At 42.7% G+C, this 25,691-nt stretch carries 21 protein-coding genes; 20 read left to right on the top strand and 1 reads right to left on the bottom strand.

All coding sequences use genetic code 11. The features are described 5' to 3' along the window. Positions 1-35: 35 nt before the first annotated feature. From IRB79_RS26470 to IRB79_RS26415, 12 genes are all read left to right on the top strand, one after another. Entirely contained in the window at positions 36-1,028 is a 993-nt protein-coding gene (locus IRB79_RS26470) for an ADP-ribosylglycohydrolase family protein (RefSeq protein WP_243506104.1), read from the top strand. Further along, positions 1,028-2,068, top strand: a complete 1,041-nt coding sequence (locus IRB79_RS26465; RefSeq protein ID WP_243506103.1) for an ADP-ribosylglycohydrolase family protein — start codon at positions 1,028-1,030, stop codon at positions 2,066-2,068. The genes IRB79_RS26470 and IRB79_RS26465 overlap by 1 nt, the downstream gene beginning before the upstream one ends. 293 nt (positions 2,069-2,361) lie before the next feature. Further along, a complete protein-coding gene (locus tag IRB79_RS26460) occupies positions 2,362-3,720 on the top strand; it encodes an acyclic terpene utilization AtuA family protein (RefSeq protein WP_243506102.1) in 1,359 nt (452 codons plus the stop codon). Positions 3,721-3,732: 12 nt separating this feature from the next. Beyond that, on the top strand, positions 3,733-4,044 hold the full coding sequence (locus IRB79_RS26455; RefSeq protein ID WP_243506101.1) for a DUF4387 domain-containing protein: 312 nt from the start codon (positions 3,733-3,735) through the stop codon (positions 4,042-4,044). Positions 4,045-4,054: 10 nt separating this feature from the next. Next, the gene (gene rbsK / locus IRB79_RS26450; RefSeq protein ID WP_243506100.1) at positions 4,055-4,981 is read left to right on the top strand and encodes a ribokinase; all 927 of its coding nucleotides are present in this window, start codon (positions 4,055-4,057) and stop codon (positions 4,979-4,981) included. After that, entirely contained in the window at positions 4,953-5,852 is a 900-nt protein-coding gene (locus IRB79_RS26445) for an ABC transporter permease (RefSeq protein ID WP_243506099.1), read from the top strand. The genes rbsK and IRB79_RS26445 overlap by 29 nt, the downstream gene beginning before the upstream one ends. An 11-nt stretch (positions 5,853-5,863) precedes the next feature. Then, positions 5,864-6,754 carry a carbohydrate ABC transporter permease gene (locus IRB79_RS26440; RefSeq protein ID WP_113882258.1) on the top strand — a complete coding sequence of 297 codons (891 nt, stop codon included), beginning with the start codon at positions 5,864-5,866 and terminating at the stop codon, positions 6,752-6,754. Between the two features lie 73 nt (positions 6,755-6,827). Continuing rightward, complete coding sequence (locus IRB79_RS26435) at positions 6,828-7,976, top strand: ADP-ribosylglycohydrolase family protein (protein WP_243506098.1); 1,149 nt, start codon at positions 6,828-6,830, stop codon at positions 7,974-7,976. A 30-nt stretch (positions 7,977-8,006) separates the two neighbouring features. Beyond that, positions 8,007-10,130, top strand: coding sequence for an ADP-ribosylglycohydrolase family protein (locus IRB79_RS26430; protein ID WP_243509675.1), 2,124 nt, complete (start codon positions 8,007-8,009; stop codon positions 10,128-10,130). A gap of 37 nt (positions 10,131-10,167) precedes the next feature. Further along, a complete protein-coding gene (locus tag IRB79_RS26425; protein WP_243506097.1) occupies positions 10,168-11,217 on the top strand; it encodes a LacI family DNA-binding transcriptional regulator in 1,050 nt (349 codons plus the stop codon). Positions 11,218-11,680: 463 nt separating this feature from the next. After that, a complete protein-coding gene (locus tag IRB79_RS26420) occupies positions 11,681-12,571 on the top strand; it encodes an acyl-ACP desaturase (protein ID WP_243506096.1) in 891 nt (296 codons plus the stop codon). A gap of 104 nt (positions 12,572-12,675) precedes the next feature. Further along, on the top strand, positions 12,676-13,032 hold the full coding sequence (locus tag IRB79_RS26415; RefSeq protein ID WP_243506095.1) for a SpoIIAA family protein: 357 nt from the start codon (positions 12,676-12,678) through the stop codon (positions 13,030-13,032). 120 nt (positions 13,033-13,152) lie between these two features. On the opposite strand, the gene IRB79_RS26410 is transcribed toward IRB79_RS26415, so the two are convergent. Beyond that, entirely contained in the window at positions 13,153-14,538 is a 1,386-nt protein-coding gene (locus IRB79_RS26410) for a sigma-54 interaction domain-containing protein (RefSeq protein WP_243506094.1), read from the bottom strand. Positions 14,539-14,780: 242 nt separating this feature from the next. Between IRB79_RS26410 and IRB79_RS26405 the strand changes: the two genes are divergently transcribed. From IRB79_RS26405 to IRB79_RS26370, 8 genes are all read left to right on the top strand, one after another. Next, positions 14,781-16,037 (top strand): Zn-dependent hydrolase, encoded by a 1,257-nt coding sequence (locus IRB79_RS26405; protein WP_243506093.1) that lies wholly within the window; start codon positions 14,781-14,783, stop codon positions 16,035-16,037. An 82-nt stretch (positions 16,038-16,119) separates the two neighbouring features. Then, the gene (locus tag IRB79_RS26400) at positions 16,120-17,334 is read left to right on the top strand and encodes a M20 family metallopeptidase (protein ID WP_243506092.1); all 1,215 of its coding nucleotides are present in this window, start codon (positions 16,120-16,122) and stop codon (positions 17,332-17,334) included. 20 nt (positions 17,335-17,354) lie between these two features. After that, on the top strand, positions 17,355-18,062 hold the full coding sequence (locus IRB79_RS26395; RefSeq protein ID WP_243506091.1) for a DUF5058 family protein: 708 nt from the start codon (positions 17,355-17,357) through the stop codon (positions 18,060-18,062). 15 nt (positions 18,063-18,077) lie between these two features. After that, positions 18,078-18,791 (top strand): small-conductance mechanosensitive channel, encoded by a 714-nt coding sequence (locus IRB79_RS26390; RefSeq protein ID WP_243506090.1) that lies wholly within the window; start codon positions 18,078-18,080, stop codon positions 18,789-18,791. Between the two features lie 102 nt (positions 18,792-18,893). Continuing rightward, positions 18,894-20,321, top strand: coding sequence for an amidase (locus IRB79_RS26385; RefSeq protein WP_243506089.1), 1,428 nt, complete (start codon positions 18,894-18,896; stop codon positions 20,319-20,321). A 795-nt stretch (positions 20,322-21,116) separates the two neighbouring features. Further along, positions 21,117-22,385, top strand: a complete 1,269-nt coding sequence (gene codB, locus IRB79_RS26380) for a cytosine permease (protein WP_243506087.1) — start codon at positions 21,117-21,119, stop codon at positions 22,383-22,385. Continuing rightward, positions 22,375-23,640, top strand: coding sequence for a cytosine deaminase (locus IRB79_RS26375; protein WP_243506086.1), 1,266 nt, complete (start codon positions 22,375-22,377; stop codon positions 23,638-23,640). The genes codB and IRB79_RS26375 overlap by 11 nt, the downstream gene beginning before the upstream one ends. A gap of 384 nt (positions 23,641-24,024) precedes the next feature. Next, positions 24,025-25,638, top strand: a complete 1,614-nt coding sequence (locus IRB79_RS26370) for an ABC transporter substrate-binding protein (protein WP_243506085.1) — start codon at positions 24,025-24,027, stop codon at positions 25,636-25,638. Positions 25,639-25,691: the final 53 nt, after the last annotated feature.

Raw genomic sequence — 25,691 nt, 5'->3', positions numbered from 1 at the left:
TTTTTTTAGGAAACTTTAGTATAGGGGGATCTCATTTGGATTTCGAACAATGGTATAAGCGAGTATATGGCTGTTTAATAGGATTATCAGTGGGTGACGCATTAGGAGCTCCAACCGAAGGCTTGGCATTGGAAGAGATACGGGAAAAATATGGCTGGATCAATGACTTTGTCAATGATGATCCAGTTGGAACAGATGATACCGAATACACAATGCTGACAGCAAAAATTATCTTAAAATATGGAAATAAATTAAACTATGAGGATATGACAAGAGAATGGACTAACTATCTTGTTTCTCAGGAAGGCGGCTTTAAAGGCGGAGGCTTTAGTGAAGTAGAGGCTATCTTTAATCTTCGAAAAGGGCTGGCTGCCCCTGCAACAGGAGTCGATAACCACCAAATGTGGAGTGACGGAGTTGCCATGAGAATATCTCCGATTGGTATTTATTGTGCAGGCGATCCGGAAGAAGCGGCCAGATTAGCTGAGATTGAAGCAAGAGTCAGTCACGACCGGGATGGAGTATACTGCGGTCAAGCTGTAGCCGCAAGTGTTGCTTATGCCATGACGGGAAATGATTGGCAAGAGGTAATAGAAACAGGGATGAACTGTATTCCTAAGGATTCCTGGGCATACCGGAAAATCAGCGAGGCTGTAGAAATCGGTACAAAGTATACAGATGTTCAGGAGGCTATTGAAGAACTCTACAATAAAATCTCCATTTTCTACTATCCTTGGGCCGATATGGGGCCGGAAGCTATTCCGCTCGCCTATGGTGTGTTTGCGGCAGCGAAGGGTGAGTATATTCCTGCTGTACTTGGCGGAGTCAATATTGGAAGAGACTCTGATACGATTGCGGCTATGAATGGTGCAATGGCAGGAGCATTACATGGTGCCGATATTGTACCAAAGGATTGGCAGGACCGGATAAATATTATTCGCGGCCGTTGTGTTTTGGCCATGAAAGGGATAGATGTCCGGGATATTGCCAGAGATTTAACAAACGTAGTAATAGGAGGAAAAGAGTAATGTCTTATGATAAAATTTACGGTTCTCTTCTCGGGATGGCAATGGGTGATTCGGCAGGCTTTGCTGCGATGTATCATAGATCGCTCGTACTTCCTCCTAAGCGGAGAAATCGTTTATGGAGCTTTAGCCAAATTACGGACCGGCATCGGATTAATAAAATTTCATTACCCTTCACACATGCCTTGAGCGAGGAAATTTTAGATTTCTGCGGAACGGATGATACAGAATTTGCAATCATCGCGGCACAAATGATTTTGGATTGCGGAAATGAAATTACGGAAGAAAAATTACTTCATGGCTGGATGCAATACATAGTAGAAGCTGAGCAGGAAATTTGGAGCGGAGTAAGTGAAAGAGCTTCTATTGAAAACATCAAAAAAGGAATCCTTCCACCGGCATCTGGCAATGACAATCCGCATCACTATGATGATGGCTCTGTTTCACGTGCGGTTCCAATCGGTCTTATTTATAAAAACCAGCCTGAAAAAGCTGCAAGTACAGCACAAAAAATGGCTTCTATCACAAATGCTGAAGATGGTGTATATGCAGCCCAGGCAATGGCTGCCAGTATAGCTGCAGCCCTATCAGGTGCTTCCCCGCAGGAAATAGTGGAAGAAGGATTAAAATACGTACCGGAAAATACCTGGATTCGCAGAAAAATGGAGATTGCCCTAAATGTACTGGAAGAAACCAATGGGGACGGATTTGCAGCCATACCGCTATGGCAAAAGCGAGTAGTCAATGCGGTCTATAACTATGCCAATATTGCTCCTGAAACACTCGCAGTAGCCTATGCTATTTTCCTAAGTACAGAAGGAGACCTGCAAAAAGGAATTCAGCTGGCATCATTACTGCCGAAACAGTCCGATAGTATGCCTGCAATGGTAGGTGCTCTATCTGGAGCCTCGCAGGGTGCAAGTGCGGTCCCGGAAACGTGGAAAGAAGCATTAGATAAAATTAAAGGAATTTGTATTCCCAGTTTACAGGGGACATCACTAAAAGATGTTGCTGCCAAATTGGCCAGCTATGAAAATGCTTAAAGTCTAATAATGTTATTAAAGGATGCACGATTCACCCTAAGAAAAGAGGAATATGTGATCGTGCCTTCTTATCTTTAACTCTATTGAAATCATTGCAATATAAAACTGTGCACATTGAGATAATAATTGGTTGACAGGGACTGGCGTTAAACGGTACCATAAGAATATAAATGTGTAACCGGTTACATGTCCTTTGGTTTTTATAACCATATTTTTTTGAGAAAGTGTGTAACCGGTTACATGTTGAGCGTTTTATCAATAAGAAAACAGACAAATAAAAAGAGGTTAATAATATGACTAGCAGTGATGTACGAATTGTTTCTCCGTGCGGAATATTAGGATATGGGTTTCCGGAAGAGTCTTTTAACAGGGCCTTTGAGTACAATCAAAAGGTTCATGGAATTGTTGTGGATGCAGGATCGACTGATGCAGGTCCGCATAAACTTGGTGCGGGTGTCGCGATTGTGAGCCGCCGGGCAACCAAAAAGGATTTGGATATCATTATTAAAAATGGTGTTCCCCGTGACATTCCCATTGTTATAGGATCTGCTGGCGGAGCCGGCGCCAAGCCGCATATGGAGTGGACGCTGGATATTATTAAAGAAATCCTGGCAGAACGCAGCTTAACAGCTAGAATTGCCGTGATTTGGTCCGACTTTACACAGGAGGAAATCATAAAAGCAAACCATGAGGGCCGAATTAACCCTCTAACGCCAAACATTCCAGCTCTTACAGATGAAGTCATCCAAGAAACAAACAACATTGTTGCTCAGATGGGACACGAGCCCATTTTGGAGGCTCTTGAAAACGGAGCAGACATTGTTGTCTGTGGAAGAGCATATGATCCATCGCCATTTGCGGCAGTTGGAATTTACCACGGCAAAGATCCTGGGCTGGCTTATCATCTTGGGAAAATTTTAGAATGCGGGGCGCTATGTGCTGAACCAGGTACAACGAAGGATTGCATCGTTGGAACATTAAAGGAGGATTCCTTCACTGTTCAATCCTTGAATCCAATACGCAAATGTTCGCCGATTAGTGTGAGTGCTCATACTTTTTACGAAAAAGAACATCCATATATTTTACATGGACCAGGCATCATCCTTGATCTTAGTCAATGTGAGTTTACACAAGTAAGTGACGGGGTTGTCGAGGTTAAGAATAGTAAACTGCTAAAAAATAATCAATATTTCATCAAGCTGGAAGGTGCACGAAAGGTTGCCTATAGAACCTTTGTCATCGCAGGTGTCCGTGACCCGATTTTAGTAGGAAAGATCGAAGAGATAGAGGAGCTTGTGATGGAGCAGGTAAGGGATTATTACGAGGACATCCCGGAAGAAGATTATTCTATCCACTTCTATAATTATGGAAAAAATGGGGTGCTTGGTTCAAAAGAATGCACACCATTCCATGGACATGAGATTGGTGTCATGTTTGAAGTGGTTGCCAAGACACAGGAACTTGCAAACAGTATTTGCTCGAGTGTAAGATCGACATTTCTTCATTACGGATATGAGAATCGGAAATCAACAGCTGGAAATTTAGCCTTTCCATTTGCACCAAGTGATGTAGAGTTTGGGCCTGTGTACGAGTTTTCTCTCTATCACCTAATGGAAATCACTGAAAGCCCATTTGTTATTGAGTATTTGTAAGGGGATGAAAACATGGCCGCTTTATTTGAACTAGCTAAAGTATTACGAAGTAAAAACGCAGGACCATTTGAGCTGACATTCGATATTTTATTTGATTCCAAGGAAGTTTATGAGCGAGTCAAGAATTCAGGAAAAATCAATAAACAAACTATTTGTGAGTTGTATAACCTCACTGAGGGCCAGATTGATCATCTCGTTTTCTATGATCAGGCACTTGGAATTAAAATTACGATTTTAAGAGATATCTCCTCTGGAACAGTTGGAGACCGGGATGTATATGGGGCACAGCAGCATGCACCGTTAATGAATATACTGATTGATTAGGATGATGAACATGCAGAGAATAGCCGTTGTTGGAAGTATCAATATGGATTATTTTATTGAAAGCGAGGTACTGCCTAAATTAGGAGAAACCGTCCTGGGTGAGAATTTCTTTTTATCCATTGGCGGCAAGGGGGCCAATCAAGCTGTGGCAGCTGCCCGTCTTGGCGGTGATGTATCCTTATTCGGATCGGTTGGTGATGATGAGAATAGTGATATGATTATCAAAAAGCTGGAAAAGGAGAATATCAATCTTGTAAATCTTCAATCTGTAAAAGGATTGCCTACAGGAGCAGCGTTTATTGAGCTTTGTCAAAGTGAAAATCGCATCATTGTGGTACCTGGTGCAAATACACATACCAACGTTGACTATGTAAAAAACGCTGCATCAGAGCTTCTGAACTACGATGTGATTGTATTTCAGCTCGAGACACCGTTAGACATGATTGAGTATCTGGTTCCGCTCCTTTATGAACAAGGAAAAACGATTATTATCAACCCGGCGCCGGCACAAACACTCAGTCAAGAGCTGATTAACAAGGTGACCTATGTCACACCGAATGAACACGAGTACAAATTAGTGTTTAACACGAATGATTCAATGGAAGAGCTGCTTGAAAAGCATCCAAATAAATTAATCATTACGTGCGGTTCAGAGGGGGTTCGTTTCTTTGATGGAACAGAGATCAAATTAGTTCCTTCCATTAAGGTGATTCCGGTTGATACAACTGGAGCTGGAGATACCTTTTCAGGAGCTTTCGCAGTTGCCATTGCAGAAGGGAACTGCCTTGAAGACAGCATACGTTTTGGCAACATAGCTGCTGGTTTATCGGTCACTAAAAAGGGTGCTCAAACGGGAATGCCCAAGCGAAATGATGTGACTCAATTTGTAAAGGAAAAGGAGTATAAAGATGAAAAAGGGCATACTGAAGCAAATTAAATCAAGCTGGGTCCTCTATCTTATGCTTTTTCCAGCCCTCCTTTATTTTTCGATCTTCCACGTCGTTCCATTAATCGGAATGAAGCTGGCATTTCAGGATTACCGGATTATCGGTGATAATGTTTGGGTCGGATGGAAGCATTTTAAGGTTCTATTTAGCTCCCCAGCCTTTCTGGATGTTTTAAAAAATACCATAATTATTAGTGTGATGAAGATTGTATTCTTCTTTCCAATTCCGATTATTTTATCATTATTGATCAATGAAGTAAGAGTCGGGAAGTTTAGAAAATATGTACAGTCAATTGTTTACCTTCCTCACTTTTTATCATGGGTCGTTATTGCGGGAATCTGGATCGCATTGCTGAATCCGGAAGATGGCGGAGTCAACGTGATTCGCAGCTTTTTCAATATGCCTTCACTTGATTTCATGACAAGTAAGGACCATATCCGCTGGGTATTGGTGTTCCAGGAAATATGGCGCAGTGCGGGATGGGATTCCATTATTTACTTGGCAGCCATTCTAAAAATAAGTCCTTCTCTCTATGAAGCAGCCAAAATTGACGGGGCATCTAAAATACAGCAAATGAGATACATCACGCTGCCGTCTTTAACTTCAACAATCATGACAGTCTTTATTCTAAATCTGGGATTCTTCATGAATGCCGGTTTTGACCAGGTCTTTAATATGATGAACACTTCTGTCATCAGCGTAATCGACATTTTAGACACTTATGTATATCGAATCGGTCTCTTAAACGGCCAATATGCTTATGCAACGGCAGCGAGCCTTTTCAAAGGTGTAATTGGGGTTATCTTAATTTTGAGTACACACTTTATCTCAAAACGATTTACAGGTAAAGGTGTTTGGTAGGAGGTGGGACGATGATGAATAAATTAAAAAAATTGAGTGTTTCAACCATTATTATTTACAGCATTTTGTTTTTAATTTCATTAACAGTGCTAGTTCCGCTTCTTCACTTACTAGCAATGTCGTTATCAGATCCTCTCAAGGTCCATAAGCTAAGCGGCCTGGGAATAATACCTGAAGGATTTTCACTCATCAACTATAAAATTCTATTATCAAACCCGCTAATTATAAAAAGTATTTTTAATACCTTATTAATAACCATTGTGGGTACAGCCGTGAATCTATTGCTTACTGCAATGACAGCCTATGTGCTGGCAAGAACGAAATTTCCCGGCCGGAATTTTGTCATGATTTTCTTAATTGTCATCATGGTATTCGAACCAGGATTAATTCCTGAATACTTACTGGTGAAAAACCTGGGATTGCTGGATACGTATGCGTCCCTCATCCTTTATAAGACCATAAATATTTTTTACTTGTTTATCATGATGAGATTTTTTGAAGATGTTCCTGAAAGTATTTTGGAAGCAGCCCGTATGGATGGGGCTGGGCACTTCCGTATCTTCACAAAAATCATGCTGCCTTTATCCAAGCCAGCTTTGGCAACAATGGGTCTGTTTTATGGAGTTTATCACTGGAACGAATACTTCCGAGCGACAATCTACTTAACGGACACTGGCAAATGGCCGCTGCAGCTTGTTCTTCGGCAATTTGTAGTAGAACGTGATAATACATCTCTGCTAGGAGCGCAAAACTTCCTATCCTATGATCAAATAGCAACCCTTGATTTTGCCTCCCTGCAAGCAGGAACGATAATCATCTCGGTTGTACCTTTACTGCTGATTTATCCGTTGATTCTAAAGTACTATGCGAAGGGTGCTTTTGAGGGTGGAGTCAAAGACTGATTTTTACGCTCTATGTGGAATAGATTAAAAAATACACAAAAGCGAATTGTGTAGAAAAAAGGGAGTTCTTCATATGGTTACTTTTAAAGAACGAGTTAGAGGTGTTGTTATATCCACGGCACTAGGGGATGCAATGGGAGCACCTGTTGAAAAATTAAGTTATGAAGAGATTAAAAAAATGTATAAGAGGGTTGAGACACTCCGTACCAAATGGTACAAGGAAGATTATCCTGCTGATATGAATTTAGGCAGGAAAAGGGGCAACGGTACAGTTACTGACGATACTCTTATGACTGTTGCTCTCATCAACGTGTATAACAAAGAAAAAAGACATTTAGATGCATATGACATGGGGAACGAATTTGTGAAGGAAATGGCTTTCAGAAAAACGTATATCCCTGAGTTTGGCAGAGAAGCACAAATTATCGACCGACTTTTTTACCCGGAAAAATATATTTTCATGCGCCATGTATTAGCCAATTGTGAGCCGCGTGAAGGCGGAATTGGCAATATGATCAACTGTGGGGCTGCGATGTATATTGCACCTGTTGGAATTGTCAATGCCGGAAATCCGAAGGCTGCATATGATGAAGCGATTTTGTTTGCAATGGGACATCAAAGCAGCTACGGCCTGGAAGCGGCCGGGGTGCTGGCAGCTTGTGTGGCAAAGGCGTTTGAAGAAAATGTGACAGTTGATGAAATTGTTGAGACAGCCCTCTATTTTGCTAAGGATGGAACAAAGAATGCGATTCGTGATTTAACAGAAGCTGCTACGAAATTACGTTCTGAAAAGGCAGATATGGATACAGTTATTGCCACATTCCAAAATGTGATTGAAAAATATTCGCCAATGAAAGACGATGTTCACCGTAAAATTGAGAAGGTTGGTGTTCCTTCAAATCACTATACACCAAGCAGGCTTTTCTCCATTGAAGAGCTGCCAATGGCGCTGGCGTTTATGGTGTTAAACGATGGTGATTATTACGGCTCCATTATAGATGGCATTAACTCTGGCCGTGATACAGATTCCATCGGGGTAATGGCCGGTGTCATTTTAGGTGCAATGTACGGTGACAGTGTTATTCGTTCTGAGGACGTTGAGCTTTTACAGGAAACGAACAAAATGAATTTAATCCAGACAGCTGACCAATTTTCATCGACTGCCAGGCTGATTATTGAACAAGATCTGCAGCTTAATGAAAAAAGAAAAAACATTCTTTAAAAGAACTTTGGGGACCAGGAGTTGAGTAAATTGTTGCCTGAAAACTATTTAGAAAGGGTGTATGCCGGTTTCTTAGGAATGAATGTTGGAATCCGGCTCGGTGCACCACTGGAGCCAAATGAATGGTCATATGAAAAAATCCTAGAAATTCATGGTGATATCAGGGGGTATGTGAAGGATTATAAAACCTTTTCTGCAGATGATGATGCAAATGGTCCGGTTTATTTTATCCGGGCATTAATTGATGACGCACGCGGGCGGGAACTGACACCCCAGGATGTTGCGAGAGCGTGGTTAAACTATTCGCGTGAAGGAATCGGCATGTTTTGGTGGGGTGGAGATCAGATCAGCACAGAACATACGGCGTATTTGAATTTGAAAAAAGGCATCCCTGCACCACAGTCTGGTTCGGCTGAAGTCAATGGCGTCATTATGGCTGAGCAGATTGGCGGGCAGATTTTTATCGATACATGGGGATTGCTGTTCCCAAATAATATTCAAAAGGCAGCAGATTATGCAGAGATAGCGGCCAGTGTGTCTCATGATAAAAATGGGCTATATGGGGCGCGTTTTATGGCAGCGTGTATTTCGAAAGCCTTTTCAGCTAAAAGTATTGATGATATTATCGAAGCAGGATTGTCCGTAATTCCAAAAGATTCTACGTATTATGCTGTCGTGAAAGCTGTGATTGATTTTTATCAGAAGCACCCTGAGGAAGAGGATTTCCGAAAGTGCCGTCAGTATTTAGAAAAAGAGTGGGGTTATGATAAGTACACTGGAGTATGCCATATCATCCCGAATGCCGGGGTATGTGCCCTGGCCCTCATGTATGGAAAGGGAGATTTGGCTCGAACAGTTGAAATTGCTACCATGTGCAGCTGGGATACGGATTGTAATGCAGGAAATGTCGGAACCATTGCAGGAGTTTTCGCCGGGCTTGATGGAATTCCAGGACATTATAGGAAGCCGATCAACGATATGATCGCAACATCGAGCGTGTCTGGCTACTTGAATGTGCTGGATATCCCAACCTTCTGCAAGGAGCTTGCCGTTCTTGGCTATCAAGTAAATGGGCAGGAAGCTCCACAGAGATTAGTGGAAAGCGTCCGAAACGGTGAAGTTTACTTGGATTTTACTTTGCCGGGATCAACTCACGGTTTTAAGACTAATAATGGCTTTAAGACGCTATTGCGTCCATGTAGTGATGTGGGGATTGAGGTAGCCCGAGGTTCATTGTCCGTTCTTTTTGACAGATTTATAGAAGGTGATTCAAGTAAAGTATTTTACAAGCCATTTTATCGCCGTAAAGAGTTCAACGATGAAAAATATAAGCCGACTTTTGCACCTACTGCATACAGCGGACAAAAGGTTTCTGCAAAGGTGTTTATGGATAAATGGCAAGGAGGGGCAGATGTTTATTTGACTCCTTATGTCCGCAATAGTTTGACAAAGGAAGACTTGAAGCTGAACCGTATCACATTAAGCCATCAGGAATGGCTTGATATTGAATTTGTGATACCAGAAACTGATGGTGCATTGATTGACGAGGTTGGCTTTATTGTCGAGAGTCCTTCCCCTGCAGATAACCGTTCATTTGGAAAGTTTTACATCGGCGAGTTTCGAATCTTTGGGAATGCGGATTACTCCATCGATTTTGCCAAACAAGCCGTGGAATTTAAATGTGTAACACCTTTTGCTCACCACCGTGGTGAATGGACACTGGAAAATGGTTTTATGAAGGCTGCTGCAGGTGAGGAAGATGCTTCTTCCTTTACAGGGAACTATTACGGCCGTGACCTTGAACTGGAAATAAGCTTTCAGCCTGTTTCCGGTAAAAGCCATGGGGTAATTTTTAGAGCAATTGGAACAGAACGTTATTATTGGGCAGGATTTGATGGTAACAATCAGGTTTCATTAATAGAGAATAACTTTGGTTTTAAGCGTTTAAAGACAGTTTCATATGGATGGAATCATGAAGCTATATATAATTTTAAAGCTGTCAGCAAGGGAACTGCTGTTCAAGTAGAAATCAATGGCGAGCCAGTCCTGGATTTCGATGGTTTGGAATATGAATATGGAATGATTGGCTTAGGCCTGCTTGAAAAAGGGGAAACAAAAGTCCAGCGTTTCCATGTAAAAGAAACGAACAAATAGTTTAAAAACAGAAAAATCCTTTCAAAGGAGAATTTTCGTGAGAGAGAAACAAATAACCATTCGAGATGTTGCAAAGGAGGCAGGCGTATCCGTAGCGACAGTGTCCAGGTATTTAAACAATAATGGATATATCAGTCAAAAATCGGAGCTAAAGATTCGTGAAGTGATGGAGCGCCTAAATTATCATCCAAATGAAATCGCGAGAGGATTAGCGAAAAAGAAAACTCGTACGATTGCCCTGATTATCCCTGATATTACAAACCCGTTTTTTCCGGAGCTTGTCGTGGCAATTGAAGAAGTGGCGAAATCAAAAGGGTATAGCATCATCTTAGTAAATACCCAAGCCGGGGATATGGAAGATGATCATTTTTGGACGCAGCTTCAAAACCGATATGTCGATGGTTTTATCCTGGCATCGTTTGAAATGAGCGAAAGAGTCGTAAAGGTTATTGAAAAATCAAAAATACCGTTTGTAAGAATTGACCGGGCAGCTGAAAATAACACCTTTGACTCGATAGGATTAGATAACTATAAAGGTGCCAAGCTGGCTGTTGATCACTTGATTGAGGTAGGCTGCAAGAAGATTGCCCATATCAGCGGGCCAAAGTCGTTCCCTCCATCGTCTGAACGGAAACGAGGATATGTGGAGACTGTCACTGATAGGGCCGTGAGGGATGGAATAGCATCTCCAGAGGATGCGGTTATCGTTTACGAGGGAGACTTTACATTAGAAAGCGGCAAGATGCTAACTCAAATCCTTATGAACCAGCATAAGGATGTCGATGGGATATTCTTGGGCAATGATTTAATGGCGATCGGCTGTCTCAAAGCTCTTAAGCTGATGGGCTACCAGGTTCCAAAGGAAGTCGCTATAATCGGCTTTGACGGAATCAAGCTAACCGAAATGGTAGAACCGGAAATTAGTACAGTTGAACAGCCAATTTATGACATCGGGGTCGTATCCACTAACAAACTTATTCGTAAAATTGAGGGATTAGAGAACGATAAATCGCTCCTTGATGAAACCTCGCTGGATATACGTCTTGTAACAAGACAATCCACACTTGGGTTTGGGAAATATAGGTGAATCGTATAGATTAGATAAAAGTGAAGGAAAGCTGAATTTCTGCTTTTCTTTATTTTTTCTATCCTTAAACTTTTTAAGGCTTGGTGAATAAGACGACTTTATCAATATACATATATTGGTTAATAGTGTGAAGAGCTTCCTTATAAGGAAAGGTATATTTTATCAATCTGCATACTTCTTCTAGAAAACATATAAGATCACCATGCACTAAGCTGTTTTGCTGAATGCATGGCGATCTTTTTTTATGTTTTGGGAAACTGTAAATACCGTGAGCCATAGTCTGCGTCGAACTCAGCAGTCGATTGCCCGGGTGGGAGTAATGTTAAAAGTCCTAATTATCCTGAAAATTCGACTTTTAATTAGTTAGTTAAAGGGCTTATGTGATATAGTTAACTTATTACTAGGTCATAATAGTTAGTTATAAATACTAGGATGGTAAAACATTTGTAATGGAGGTCTAAACTTGTTAACAAATCATCTCGATTTTCGACTGGAGCCTAAGGTAAGGGAATTGTATGAAGAGCACAAAAAACGTGCTGAAAAAATAGACTGGGGTTATCACGAATTTCTCCCATGGGATAAAGCGCAGGATTTCCGCCGTGTTCCCTGGGATGAAAGTCAGGTGACTCTTCCGGAGCCCGTCATTACGGCTGTGGAGACAGCGCTATTAACAGAAGTGAATCTCCCATGGTTCACCTCTTATTTGGACCAGACATTTAAAGGTTCATTGAGTGTCATTAAGGAATTTGTGCATACCTGGACAGCGGAAGAGGACCAGCACTCCAATCTGCTTGAAACCTATCTATTAATCACGCGTAATGTCCATCCGGGAAGGCTTCACCAGCTCCATAAGCAAACAGTGGAAAATGGCTGGAATCCTGATTTCCATACGCCTTTTGAAACGATGGTTTATACTTCTATGCAAGAGCTGGCCACCATGGTGTTTTACTATAATGTAGCGAAAGTAGCGGGGCCTCATGATAAAGATTTGTCCAGCTTGCTGAGGCGATTGGCTAAAGATGAGACCCTGCACTATGCTTTTTACAGGGACGTTATTAAATATCACCTGCAATTAGAACCTAATTATTGCTATTACCTCGGGAACGTCATCATGAACTTTAAAATGCCGGGTGCTGTTATGCCGGACTTTGAAGATCGGATGGCTATCATCGCAAAAGAGGCCAATTATGGTCCGCTTGAATATTTTGATCAGGTCCTGGATGTCATTATAGAGTATTGGGAAATAGAAAAGCTGAGGCCGATTGCACCTGAAGCAGAGAAAGCGAGACTTGATATCCTAAACTATCATGCTCGCCTGAAAAGGGTTCGGGATCGGTTTTATAGCAAGAAATAAATAGAATCAGCAAGGGAAAAAACCTTGCTGGTTCTTTTTTTATTGTTTCACAGAAACAATTCAAGGGAAAATAGTAAGAAAATGACTGACTGGAGGTATGTTGAATGCTTCAATTCATAGAATCCCGCTCTCCTTCTACCATCGCCCTTGCTTTCAATGGCAATGCAACCAAGGAAGATGCTGAAAAACTGGATCAGTACGTGAAAGAAAACTTTAAAGACGACCAGAAATTTAATATTCTAGCCATCATGACCGATGTGGACGGAACAACTTTCCAAGGTGCAACAGAAGGAATGGAATTTGATATAAAAAGATGGAAACAATTTAATAAATTCGCTGTTGTCAGTGACAAAGGCTGGATTGGCACTGTATCAAAGCTCACTGACTACCTGCCTGGGATTAAGGTCGAATACTTTGAAGGCCATCAGCTTGAGGAAGCTTGGACTTGGATTAAAGAGTGAGCAGTTTTCCATAAAACATTTGATTTGCAGCCCAGAAATGAGGATATGTCACAAAGGGCCGGTTCCTATTGAATCGGCCCTTTTATGTGCATTCAAAGACAAAGGGTGCTCGGGACTCAATCATACATGCACCCCCAGCTTCTTAGCCTTTTTTACAACTGTCGATTGGTCAATTTTCAAGGCGTTGGCCACTCTTCTGGTGGTTTTGTATTTTTGGAAAGCGGATAATAGCATGTTTCTTTCTAATTGCTCCACGGCTTCTTTCAGTGGAATGATTTTTTCGCTCTGGATGTTTTGGTGTGAGGATCCGGTCATTTCGCGGATTTTTTCGGCTTCAATCATATCCCCGAGTGTGTTGATGACTAGTCTTTCAATCATATTTTGCAGTTCTCTTATATTCCCCGGGTAGTTGTAATCATATAGAGCCCTGATGGCTTCTTCGGAAAATGTCTTTTTCATTTTATATTTATCATTCATGTTTTCAAGGAACATGTTGGCAAGGAAAAGCAGGTCCTCCTTACGTTCCCTTAGCGCGGGGATTGTAATAGGCACAACGTTCAGCCTGTAAAAGAGGTCCTCGCGGAATTGGCCGGCCCTCACAAGCTCTTTAATATCCTTATTGGTGGCTGCGATGATTCTGCAGTCTACTTTAAATGGTGCTGATCCGCCGATTCTTCTTACGGTACGGTCATCGAGAACGTGCAGAAGCTTCACTTGCAAATTTACTGGCATGTCACCAATTTCATCCAGAAAAATAGTGCCGCTGCCGGCTGTTTCAAACAGCCCTTTTTTTCCTTCCTTTAATGCACCTGTGAATGCCCCTTTTTCATAGCCGAATAGCTCCGACTCCAGCAGGTTTTCAGGTATGGCTCCGCAATTGATGGAGATAAAAGGCCTGTCCTTGCGATTGCTGGCGGAATGTATCATATCAGCCATATATCCTTTTCCGACACCGGTTTCTCCCAATAACAAAACTGTTGCGTCCATATTGGTTATATGATGAACCAGCTCAATGATATCTTTCATAAGCGGGCTTTCAGAGGCAACCTTGCCGTGCTCCATCCTGGTACGCTTCATTAATTCCTGTTTTAGCCATTCATGTTCTGCCTGGAGTCTTTTTAGGTCCGATGCCAGCTTATTGGTTTCTGTGATGTCCTTTGAAATATTGATAATCTTTTCGATTATTTTGTCCTTATTAAAGAAGGGGGTGCCGGTAACCAGCACCGTTTTATTGGCAGCTGTTTTCTGTATGATGGTGACCCTTCTTTGCTTGCGGATCACTTCACAGGTAACCGATGTGCTGAAAAAACCTTGCTCTTCAAGTAAAAAGGCATTTTTTCCAATGAGTTCAGATTCCGGCACGCCAAAAATTCTCTCGCAGGATTTGCTGAGTCTAGTAAATATCCCTTCGCCGTTTGTGATAGTGATAGCGCTATGGGTAATGTCCAGAATAAAATTTAAATCTTCAAAGGCTTGTTTATATGTTTCCAGCTGCTTGTTCTCCATAAAAACCCCCGCTTATTTTCGGTTGATGACGAAATTCATCAGATTTTGATGACATTCTTCATCATGAATAAAAGGACAAACCTATAAATACAGTGAAAATCAGTGAAAATCAATGGAATAAAGTTGGCACGCTTCTTGCAGTATAAATTCAAATAACCATTTTTAATTTTCTAAAAATTATATCATCGACATCATGATCATGCTAGGGAGAAAAGTCATTTTAATAGAAAGGGGATAAAGCGTTGGAGATTAATCTTGGCAGATTAATGAAAGACTTTGATAACATAATAGGCTTTACCAGTACGCCAGGCAATGGATGTACGAGATTCTCCTACAGCGAGGAGGATCAAAAAGCCAGAGAATATCTTTTTGCCCGCATGGAGGAGCTTGGGCTCGATGTTAAGGTTGATGCCATTGGCAATATTCGGGCTACATACGGAAAAGAACTGAATAAACCGTCCATTATGATTGGTTCGCATCATGATACTGTGAAAAATGGGGGGAAATATGACGGGCTAACCGGTGTTTTGGCTGCACTGGAAATTATAAGAGTATTAAAAGAAGAGAAAGCAGAATTGCAGCAGCCAATAGAATTGGTGAGCTTCGCGGAAGAAGAAGGCTCCAATTTTGGCATAACCATGCTTGGCAGCAAAGTATGTGCAGGGAAATATGGGCTGGAAGAATTAAAGAAGATTCAAAATCCGGAGGGAAAATCTGTCTGCGAAGCAGTAAAAGATTTTGGGCTGGAAATTGATCAAATGGAAAAAGATATTCTCCAAAAAGGGGAAGTCGATGCCATGATTGAACTGCATATCGAACAGGGGCAGATACTCGAAATTCATCAGAAGCCAATTGGAATTGTCCAGGCCATTGCCGGTATGAGGACGTACAAAGTGACAATTGAAGGAGATTCGAATCATGCAGGAACCACCCCGATGGATTTAAGATCAGATCCAATGGCGGGTGCAGCTGAAATCATCTCCCATATTCGAAAAACAGCCAAATACGATGCATTGCCAACAACAGTGGCTACAGTCGGGAAGATAGAGTGCATCCCGAATATACCAAACGTCATTCCTCATAAAGCCGAATTCTATGTAGACATCAGAGATGTTGAAGCTAAGGGCGTTGAGATTGTTTCCAGCAAGCTTGCTCAGAAGGTAAAAGAGGTGTCGGAAGAGCACTCGTTAAAGAGCACAATCGAGCTGGTTGGCAAATCCGATACTGTGAAGCTTTCATCCCGCATTATTGGCCAGATTGAAGAAACCGCAATAGAGCAAGGATTTGATTATCTTAAGTTAAATAGCGGTGCTGTACATGATACAGCGATGTTAAGCGGACTGACGGATATAGGTATGATTTTTATCCCAAGCAAGGGAGGAAAAAGCCATTGTCCTGAGGAGTATACAAGTGAAAAAGATATTAAGGCAGGCTGTGATTTATTGCTGAATGTCGTTAGAAAGCTGGCATGCAAAAAAACGGAAAAGCAGAAGAACTAGAATAACTGCTTTTCTCTTTTTTAAATTTATGTTTTTGCAGATTATTTATAATATTTAAATATTTTTAAAGGAGATGAAGAAAATGTCAGAAAAGCTTTTTGAAAGATTGCAGGAAATTTATCCGGAGATGGTGAGTTTTAGAAGAGATCTTCATATGTATCCGGAGCTTTCCCATCAGGAAGTAAATACTCCTGAGAAAGTAGCGAGCTTCCTTGAGAATCTGGGATTGGAAGTAAGAAGAAATGTTGGCGGCAGAGGGGTAACTGGATTATTGAAAGGCGAAAAGCCTGGCAAGACGGTTGCATTGCGTGCTGATTTTGATGCCCTCCCGATTCAGGAAGAAAATGAAGTGGAGTATAAATCCCGTATTCCAGGGGTTATGCATGCTTGCGGACATGATATCCATACCGCCGCTCTCCTGGGTGTCGCCAAAATATTATCCGAAGTGAAAGATCAGCTGGAAGGAAATGTCCTGTTTATTCACCAATTTGCTGAAGAAGTGATTCCCGGCGGGGCCAAGTCGATGATTGAAGACGGTTGTCTTGATGGGGCAGATGTAATCTATGGGGCTCATGTCTGGTCTACAAATCCGACAGGCACAGTCGGCGTGAGGGAAGGCGATGCCATGGCAGCGGGAGATACCTTTGAGATTAATATATTTGGGAAAGGCGGACATGCTGCAACGCCTCATTTGACTGTTGATCCAATTGCAGCAGGTAGCCAGCTAATTTCAAATCTGCAGCAGGTTGTGGCAAGGAAAGTGGATCCTGTGAAAACGGCAGTCGTGTCTGTAGCCGCTTTTAATAGCGGTACCGGATTTAATGTTATTCCAGACAAAGCCAGGATTACCGGAACAGTCCGGACGTTTGATGAAGATGTCCGCAGCATGATTGAAAGTTTGATAGGGGAAATTGCCCATTCGACCTGTAAGGCTATAGGGGCAACCGCCAAGTATGAATATGTCAGAGGCTATCCGGCTGTAAAAAATCATCCAGGTGAAACAAAAAGGATTGAAAGGCTGGCAGGAAAGCTTGTAGGTGAAGAAAATGTCATTCACATGCCTGCCCAAATGGGGATGGAGGATTTTGCTTATTATCTGCAAAAGGTTCCCGGCACCTTCTTCTTTGTTGGAGGGAATTCGGAAAAGATAGAGGAATTCCCGCACCATCATCCGCGTTTTGATGTGGATGAGCGTTCTATGCTTGATATTGGCAAGGTGTTTATATCCGCTGTGTTTGATTATCTTTCTGATAAATCTGCTGTTGAAAAAAAGACTGCTGAAGTTCAGTCCAATTAAAAAAATGGGAGGTCATTTGTATGGAAGAGGTTTTAAGGTTTGCCAATAGTGCCCCTGTATGGATTTTTGCCAGCATCGTAGTCGCCATTGTCATTTTTCAGGCTCTGATTTTCATCCGGATTGCTTCCCGGACAGCTCCTAATATAGGAATGACGAAGGAAGAGACAAAAAGGGCATTGAGAACCGGTTTTATCAGCAGTTTAGGACCTTCATTCGGGATTGCAGTGGTCATTATATCTCTTATTGCCGTCCTGGGCGGTCCGTTCACATTGATGAGGATAGGAATCATAGGCTCCGCTGCAACTGAATTGACCGCAGCAGGAATTGGGGCAAATGCATATGGAGTAGAATTGAATTCACCTGATTTTGGTTTGGCGGCATTTACAACGGTTGTTTGGACCATGTGCCTTGGCGGAACAGGCTGGCTGATTTTTACGGCTCTTGCTACAAAATCACTGGGGAAAGTGGAAAAGAAAATTGTCAGCAAGAATGCCAAAATGATGACAATCGTGTCGACAGCGGCGATGCTCGGGGCATTTGCTTATCTTGCCAGCCAGCAAATGGTGAAGGGATATAGTGAGACGGTTGCTGCCATTGCTGCCGGCGTATCAATGATGCTTATTCTTACATTTGCAAAAAAGCGGGAAATCCGGTGGCTCCAGGAATGGGCACTTGGGATTTCGCTTGTCATCGCTTTGACTATCAGCTATCTGACAACACTTATTTAAGAAAGGGGATGTACCATGACTGTACCGACGAAAGCTGGAGTGACGGAAGCAAATATTGAGATAAAACAAACAACCATGAGCATGCAGGGATTCCATGCGAAGTCCGATTTTTGGGGGCAAACCACTCTTTGGATGCTGATTGTGATGTCGTTTGTGCCACCAATCTATTTTTCATTCATACTGGGCTACCATCCAGGCTGGGGAGCCATTGCAGGAGGATTGATCGGATATGCAGCCTTTATAGGGATCATGTGGTTTCTTGAGCCTATTACGTATTATCCGGTCCTGGGAAAATCCGGAACCTATATTGCGTTTTTGACCGGGAATATTGCCAATATGTGCCTTCCATGTTCAGCTGCAGCCCAAGAGTCGATTGGAGCTGAGCCCGGTACAAAAAAAGCAGAGGTTGCAGGCACTCTGGGCATTGCTGTCGCTTCCTTAACAAACATTGTCATTATCATCGCGGTCGTGTTAAGTGGTTCATATATCCTGACTATTATCCCGCAGTCCGTGCAAAATGCCCTTCAGTTTATTCTTCCTGCCATTTACGGAGGAGTTTTGGGACAGTTTGCCCTTAAAAAGCCTTTGTATGGATTGGTTGCTTTTGTGATCGGCATGGCTGTGCTGTTTGCGCCGATTTTTAGTTTGATCAAAATCGTTCTTTGTGTAGCCATTACCATTGCGGTCGTTCTATTTATTGAAAAATCAAAAGGCGGCGCATCCGATTAAGTCTTCATAACATCTTTAGCAGACTTTTTTCCCCTTCAGCTTAGATAAAAAATGGAAGGGGATTTTTTTGAGTCAAAATATAAAAGTGGGGAGCTGTATGAAATGGGAAAAGATATTTGTTTTGATTCTGCACGCAATCTTGCCAAGGCTATACAGAATCGGGAATTATCTGTACGGGAGGTAATGGAAGCTCACCTGGCACAAATTCAGCGTGTAAATCCAAAGGTGAATGCGATCGTATCTCTTAATGAGGAACTGTCGTTAAAGGAAGCAGTCAAGGCGGATGAAATGCTGGATGCAGGAAAGCCGGCCGGCCCTTTCCACGGACTGCCCATCGCGATTAAGGATACTCACAATGCTGTTGGCTTTCCGGCAACAAGCGGATCCCTAATCTACCGGGACAATTATCCAAGTGTGGATGATCTGATTGTTGAAAGATTGCGGAAGGCAGGAGCGATAGTGATTGGAAAAACAAACGTTCCTGAATTTGCTGCAGGGTCTCATACCTTCAATAAGCTGTTTGGCGCTACCAAAAACCCATATGATCTAAGCAAATCAGCGGGCGGAAGCAGCGGGGGAGCAGCTGCTGCAGTGGCAAGCGGAATGATCCCTTTTGCAGATGGAAGCGATATGGGCGGATCGCTGCGGAACCCTGCCAGCTTTAACAATGTGGTTGGGCTGAGAACTTCCCCTGGGCGCATCCCACTTTCAAGAACCGCGCTCTATTCGCCTCTGGCTGTGCAGGGGCCAATAACACGGAATGTAGATGACGCCTTTTTTATGCTGTCCGTGATTGCCGGACCTGATGGACAGTCCCCGCTTTCCATTGAAGAGCCAGGATCCAAGTTCCTGGAGCCGGTTCAGCTTGATATTAAGGGTTTGCGCATAGCGTATTCTGCTGACTTTGGAGGTCTTCTTCCAGTCGAGCCGGAGGTGAGAAGCAACCTTGAAGAACAGGTAAAAGTCTTTGAGGATCTTGGGTGCATAGTGGAAGAAGCATGCCCGGATTTAACGGAAGCAGACGAAGTTTTCCAAGTGCTTCGAGCATGGGAGTTCGAGCTATCTTATTCTGAAATCTTTGAGCGATTCCGTGAAATGATTAAACCGAGTGTCATCTGGAACATTGAAAAGGGCAGAAGCCTAAGCGGCCCGGATGTAGGGAAAGCAGAGAGGCTCCGTGCGCTTCTATATAACCGTATGGCTGAATTCTTTAATCAGTATGATGCACTTATCCTGCCAGTCAGCCAGGTGACGGCATTTGATGTAAATATTGAATACCCAAAAGAAATCAACGGAGTCAGAATGGAAAACTACATTGATTGGATGCGATCCTGCTATTATATTTCTGCTGCGGGAAACCCAGCTGTCTCAATCCCGAGCGGATTTACAGCAGATGGACTTCCAATCGGTCTGCAAATCGTGGGGCGGCACAGAGCTGATTTTGAAGTGTTAAGAATTGGGCGGGCCTTTGAACAGGTTACTGGTTATGGGAAAAGACGTCCGTCAATTGCTATTGAACAAACGATATAAATAATCGGAGCTGCTTCCTCATGGATGGCAGCTCTTTTATCAAGCAGTCAAATCCTGTTTTTTATTGTGTAGAAATAAATCATTTCCTGGGAAAGAGGGGATAATATTGTCGAAACTAGATGATGGTAACAAATTCAAAAAGTCAGTTGGTACTTCTTGAACAAAGCCTTAAACGCACGGGTTAATGGCTTGGCAGCTAGAATATTAGCGCTGGCATTTGGAGACTTGATCTCGAATATGCTTCCACATTTTCTTCGTGAAAGATCCATTGGTTTTTACTATGCTGATAGTATGAAGTTGATTTCTTGCGGAGTGACCGATATGGCAGGCGCAGATTAAAAATTGTGTATAAAAAAACCCTCTTTTTCAGATTGGAGCATAAATCCTGAAACACAGAGTTGACAGGTTCCTATATTTTTGAAATAATAATAGACAATTAAATACTGGTACCTTTAAATCAGTCCCGTGAGGCTGACAAGGACAGCGGAAGTATGATACCAATGGGTGAGGTGCAGCCTGCCCATGGGTTCTTCATGCAGGAAAAAGGCTTCTTGTCGGAAAACGGCGAGAAGCCTTTTTCTTTTCCCGAATGATTAAGAAGGTATTGCTTCTAACTTCGATAACTGTCTAGCTCCGAGCGCCATCGGCTCGAGGTCTTAAGTCAATCGCTTCTGAAGGCAAAAAACGCCTTCTGCCAGCGCTTGTCTTAAGCTTGAGGCCGATGAGCAGGCGCTCTGCGCTTTTCTAGTGAAGATCCTTCGGTACCAGTTTCAAAACTCGATTGGAGGAATTGGTATGAAAAAAGTAGATTTGGATTTTTCGTTAGAAGCGGTACCTCAAGGGCATCGCAATGGTTTTTGGAAAATGCTTGTGGTGATGCTCGGTCTGACCTTCTTCTCAGCCAGCATGTGGTCTGGCGGAACACTTGGAACAGGATTAACCTTCATTCAATTTATAGGAATCGTTCTGGCAGGCAACTTGATTTTAGGTGCTTATACAGGAGCCCTTGCTTATATCGCCGCAAAAACTGGCTTATCAACACACCTGCTCACCCGCTATGCCTTCGGTGAAAAAGGATCTTACCTATCATCCTTTTTACTGGCTGCAACTCAGGTTGGCTGGTTTGGAGTTGGTGTTGCGATGTTTGCGCTGCCGGTTCAAAAAGTAACAGGAATTGATGCGTATCTCCTGATTGCAGTAGCAGGTCTGCTAATGACAGGCACAGCCTTCTTCGGCATGAAGGCACTGGCAATTCTGAGCTTCGTAGCAGTCCCTTTAATCACTATTCTAGGAAGCTTCTCCGTTTTTAAAGCGACAGAAACAGCAGGCGGCCTGGAAGGACTTATGCAATATCAGCCAACAGAGGCCATTAGTCTGGCAGCGGCTTTAACGATTTGCGTCGGCTCGTTTATCAGTGCGGGCACGCTCACTCCTGACTTCGCGCGATTCTCAAATACAAAACGTTCAGCAGTAGTATCGACAGTCATCGCCTTCTTCATCGGAAACTCTATCATGTTCCTCTTCGGTGCAATTGGTGCAATCGCAACAGGGCAATCTGATATTTCAGAAGTCATGTTCATCCAAAAGCTGATTTTCCCGGCGATTCTGGTTCTTGGCTTAAATATCTGGACAACGAACGATAACGCTTTATATGCATCAGGCTTAGGGTTTGCCAGCATTTTAAAGATCCGAAAAGGAAAGGTCGTCATCTTCAACGGGATTGTTGGAACAATTGCGGCCATGTGGCTGTACAACAACTTTGTCGGGTTCCTGACGATTCTGGGATCAACGCTGCCATCCATCGGGGCTATCATCTTAGCAGATTACTTTATCGTGAATCGTGGAGAGTATAAGAAGTTTGCAGATATGAAGTTTAAGGCTGTAAACTGGATCGCCATCCTAGCCTGGGCAGCCGGCGTGGCTGCGGCAAATTTTGTGCCGGGAATCCCGCCAATCAACTCGCTGTTAGGATCAGCCGTAACATTTGTCCTGGTATCAAAATTGGCTGCTTCTTTGCAAGGCAAAAATTCAGTCAGGGAAGGGGAATTAAGAAGTGATTATTAAAAATGCAAAACTAAGAGGCCGGGAAGGCTTATGGAATATAGCGATACAAGACGGAAAGATTCATAGCTTATCACAAGGGGAAGCGGAATCAGGCCAGGAAATCCTTGATGCTGCAGGATCCCTGGTTTCGGCACCCTTCATCGAGCCCCATATTCACCTGGATACTACCCTGACAGCCGGAGAGCCAGAATGGAACCAGAGCGGAACATTATTTGAAGGCATTCAAAGATGGGCACAAAGAAAAGAAACCCTGACACATGAAGATGTAAAAACAAGGGCCAAAACGGCACTGAAATGGCAGATTGCACAGGGAATCCAGCATGTCCGCACCCATGTAGATGTAACAGATCCCAGTCTGACTGCATTAAAAGCACTTTTGGAAGTAAAAGAAGAAATGGCTGACTATGTGGACCTGCAGCTTGTAGCCTTCCCGCAGGAGGGAATCAATTCTTATCCAAGCGGCGCAGAGCTCATGGAGGAAGCGCTGAAAATGGGGGCTGATGTGGTAGGAGGCATTCCTCATTTCGAGTTCACAAGGGAGTACGGCGTTGCTTCAATGAAAACGGCCTTTGATCTTGCAGAAAAATATGACCGCCTTGTCGATATCCATTGCGATGAAATCGATGATGAACAGTCGCGCTTTGTGGAAGTTGTGGCTGCGGAAGCCTATGAACGTGGATTGGGCAGCCGGGTAACAGCCAGCCATACAACGGCAATGGGCTCGTATAATGATGCCTATACTTACAAGCTATTCAGATTGTTAAAGCTATCAAACATTAACTTTGTAGCCAACCCGCTCGTAAACATCCATCTGCAGGGACGCTTTGATACGTATCCGAAGCGCAGGGGGATTACAAGAGTAAAAGAACTGCTCGAAGCAGGGCTTAACGTAAGCTTCGGCCATGACGATATCTTCGATCCATGGTATCCGCTTGGCACCGGCAATATGCTGCAGGTGCTCCACATGGGCATTCATGTGTCACAGCTGATGGGCTACGAACAAATTGTTAACTCATTTGACTTGATTACAAATAACAGTGCCAAAACATTAAATATTGAAGAGAAATATGGAATTGAAGAGGGGAAACCGGCCAACCTGATCATTCTTGATGCGGAAAATGAGTATGAAGCGATCAGGCGTCAGGCGGCTATCAAGTATTCCATAAGAAATGGAAAAGTAATTGCTGAAACGAAACCCAGCCAGACATCTGTGATGTTTGGTGAGGCAAAAGAGAATGTGAACTTTCATAAATGATAGATAAAAGACTGGCTCAGGCTGACTGGGGCAGTCTTTTCTTATGCTGCAAGGACACTAACCATATATTTATTAGTTTCCAAATGATAGTTTTATTTAACTAATAAACGATAAATAAAATTATTATAAAAAACCGAAAAGTTATGTAAACGTTTACAATATATATGTTGAAGAAGCTGAATAGGATAAATACCAATAATAAAAATTTCGACTCTAAAAATATAGTAGAATATTTCGCTAATCTAAGATATACTAATTTTTATTAAAAAATATGAAAAATCTAAAAATAAAATCTAATCAGTAATTTTTCTATTTACTAAGGGAAATAGCGGACTGTACTCTTTCAGCTCCGCTTACATAAAAAACACAAGGGGGAAAATACCGATGAAAGGCAAGTCTTCATTAGTTTTAAGCATTTTACTGATTCTTTCATTACTGCTTTCAGCATGTTCTGGAGGCAGTGAAAAAGCATCAGGCAACAGTGAACCAAAAGAGGGCGGTTCCTTAATTTATGCCCGCGGTGCTGATGCGATTGGGCTGGATCCCATCAATGTAACAGATGGTGAATCCATCCGTGTAACAAGCAATATTTTTGAAACACTGTTTGTATATGATGAAAATCTTGAAGTCCAGCCGGGATTAGCGGAGTCTCACAAAGTCTCTGACGATGGACTGACATGGACCATTACACTGAAAAAGGGCATCAAGTTCCAGGATGGAACCGATTTTAATGCGGAAGCTGTCGTGTTCAACTTCGATCGGTGGATGGATCCTGAAAACCCCTACCACAAAGGGGATTTTCCATACTACCCTTTCTTGTACGGGGGCTTTAAAGGAGACCCGAACCATAAGATCGAGTATGTAAAAGCAGTTGATGAATCAACAGTAGAGTTTAAATTAACTGAAAAGACAGCTCCATTTATCAGCTATTTGGCTATTCCTATGTTTGGAATTGCAAGTCCGGCGGCGATTGAAAAGTATGGTGACAAGTTCTATCAAAATCCAGTGGGAACAGGCCCGTTCGTATTTGATAGCTGGAAAACCAATGACAAAATCGTCCTTAAGAAAAATGAAAATTATGCAGGTGAAGGTCCTTATCTGGATGAGCTGATTTTCCGTGTAATTCCGGAGAATTCTTCACGCCTGACTGCTCTTCAAGCTGGTGAAGTCGATATCATCGATGGATTAAATCCGGATGATGCCACGACTATTGAAGCTGATTCAAACTTAAGTCTTGTCAAGCGCCCTAGCTTTAACATCGGCTATATGGTTCTGAATACACAAATGGCACCTTTCGATGATGTAAAAGTACGTCAGGCAGTAAATATGGCAATCGATAAACAAGCCATTGTGGATGCTTTCTATAATGGCTATGCAGAGGTAGCGAAAAATCCATTCCCATCTGTGCTTTGGGGCTACAATGACAGCATTGAAGACTACAAATTCAATGTGGAAGAAGCGAAAAAACTATTGGCAGAAGCAGGATATCCAGATGGATTCAAAACCCAGCTTTGGGCAATGAGCAACCCAAGGCCGTATATGCCGCAGCCAATGAAGGTGGCAGAAGCCATCCAGTCAGATCTGAAGAAAGTTGGCATCGAAGCCGAAATCGTTACTTATGAGTGGGCAACGTACCTTCAAAAGTCTGGAAACGGGGAACATCCAATGGGCTTATATGGCTGGACAGGCGTTATGGCAGATCCGGATAACTTCCTGTTCCCGAACCTGAGTGCAACAAATACGGAGAAACCTGCCAGCAACCGTGCTTTCTATGAAAATGAGGAATTTACAAAGCTTCTGCAGGATGCCCGTGTAACATTTGACCAGGACGAACGGGCAAAGCTTTACCAGCAGGCTCAGGAAATTTTTCATGAAGATGCCCCGTGGGTGACGCTTGCACATACAACACCGCCAATCGCAATGGCAGCCTATGTCCAGGGATTCACTGCACACCCAATGGAAGATGATGATTTTACGAAGGTTTACTTGACGAATTAACAGCCAGAGCCCCTGCGTTTGTGGGGGACTCTTTTCATATTTAAGGGAGGGTT

Origin of the sequence: Cytobacillus oceanisediminis, from assembly GCF_022811925.1 — a bacterium.
GTDB lineage: Bacteria > Bacillota > Bacilli > Bacillales > Cytobacillaceae > Cytobacillus > Cytobacillus oceanisediminis_D.
Note: the sequence above shows the minus strand (reverse complement) of the source record. Positions and strands in the feature narration are given on the sequence as shown.

Coding starts and splice junctions, on each gene's coding strand:
- IRB79_RS26445 (WP_243506099.1), top strand. CDS start 4,953: ATGAAAAAGGGCATACTGAAGCAAATTAAATCAAGCTGGGTCCTCTAT.
- IRB79_RS26455 (WP_243506101.1), top strand. CDS start 3,733: ATGGCCGCTTTATTTGAACTAGCTAAAGTATTACGAAGTAAAAACGCA.
- IRB79_RS26400 (WP_243506092.1), top strand. CDS start 16,120: ATGTCAGAAAAGCTTTTTGAAAGATTGCAGGAAATTTATCCGGAGATG.
- IRB79_RS26395 (WP_243506091.1), top strand. CDS start 17,355: ATGGAAGAGGTTTTAAGGTTTGCCAATAGTGCCCCTGTATGGATTTTT.
- IRB79_RS26415 (WP_243506095.1), top strand. CDS start 12,676: ATGCTTCAATTCATAGAATCCCGCTCTCCTTCTACCATCGCCCTTGCT.
- IRB79_RS26460 (WP_243506102.1), top strand. CDS start 2,362: ATGACTAGCAGTGATGTACGAATTGTTTCTCCGTGCGGAATATTAGGA.
- IRB79_RS26370 (WP_243506085.1), top strand. CDS start 24,025: ATGAAAGGCAAGTCTTCATTAGTTTTAAGCATTTTACTGATTCTTTCA.
- IRB79_RS26410 (WP_243506094.1), bottom strand. CDS start 14,538: ATGGAGAACAAGCAGCTGGAAACATATAAACAAGCCTTTGAAGATTTA.
- rbsK (WP_243506100.1), top strand. CDS start 4,055: ATGCAGAGAATAGCCGTTGTTGGAAGTATCAATATGGATTATTTTATT.
- IRB79_RS26440 (WP_113882258.1), top strand. CDS start 5,864: ATGATGAATAAATTAAAAAAATTGAGTGTTTCAACCATTATTATTTAC.
- IRB79_RS26465 (WP_243506103.1), top strand. CDS start 1,028: ATGTCTTATGATAAAATTTACGGTTCTCTTCTCGGGATGGCAATGGGT.
- IRB79_RS26385 (WP_243506089.1), top strand. CDS start 18,894: ATGGGAAAAGATATTTGTTTTGATTCTGCACGCAATCTTGCCAAGGCT.
- IRB79_RS26390 (WP_243506090.1), top strand. CDS start 18,078: ATGACTGTACCGACGAAAGCTGGAGTGACGGAAGCAAATATTGAGATA.
- codB (WP_243506087.1), top strand. CDS start 21,117: ATGAAAAAAGTAGATTTGGATTTTTCGTTAGAAGCGGTACCTCAAGGG.
- IRB79_RS26435 (WP_243506098.1), top strand. CDS start 6,828: ATGGTTACTTTTAAAGAACGAGTTAGAGGTGTTGTTATATCCACGGCA.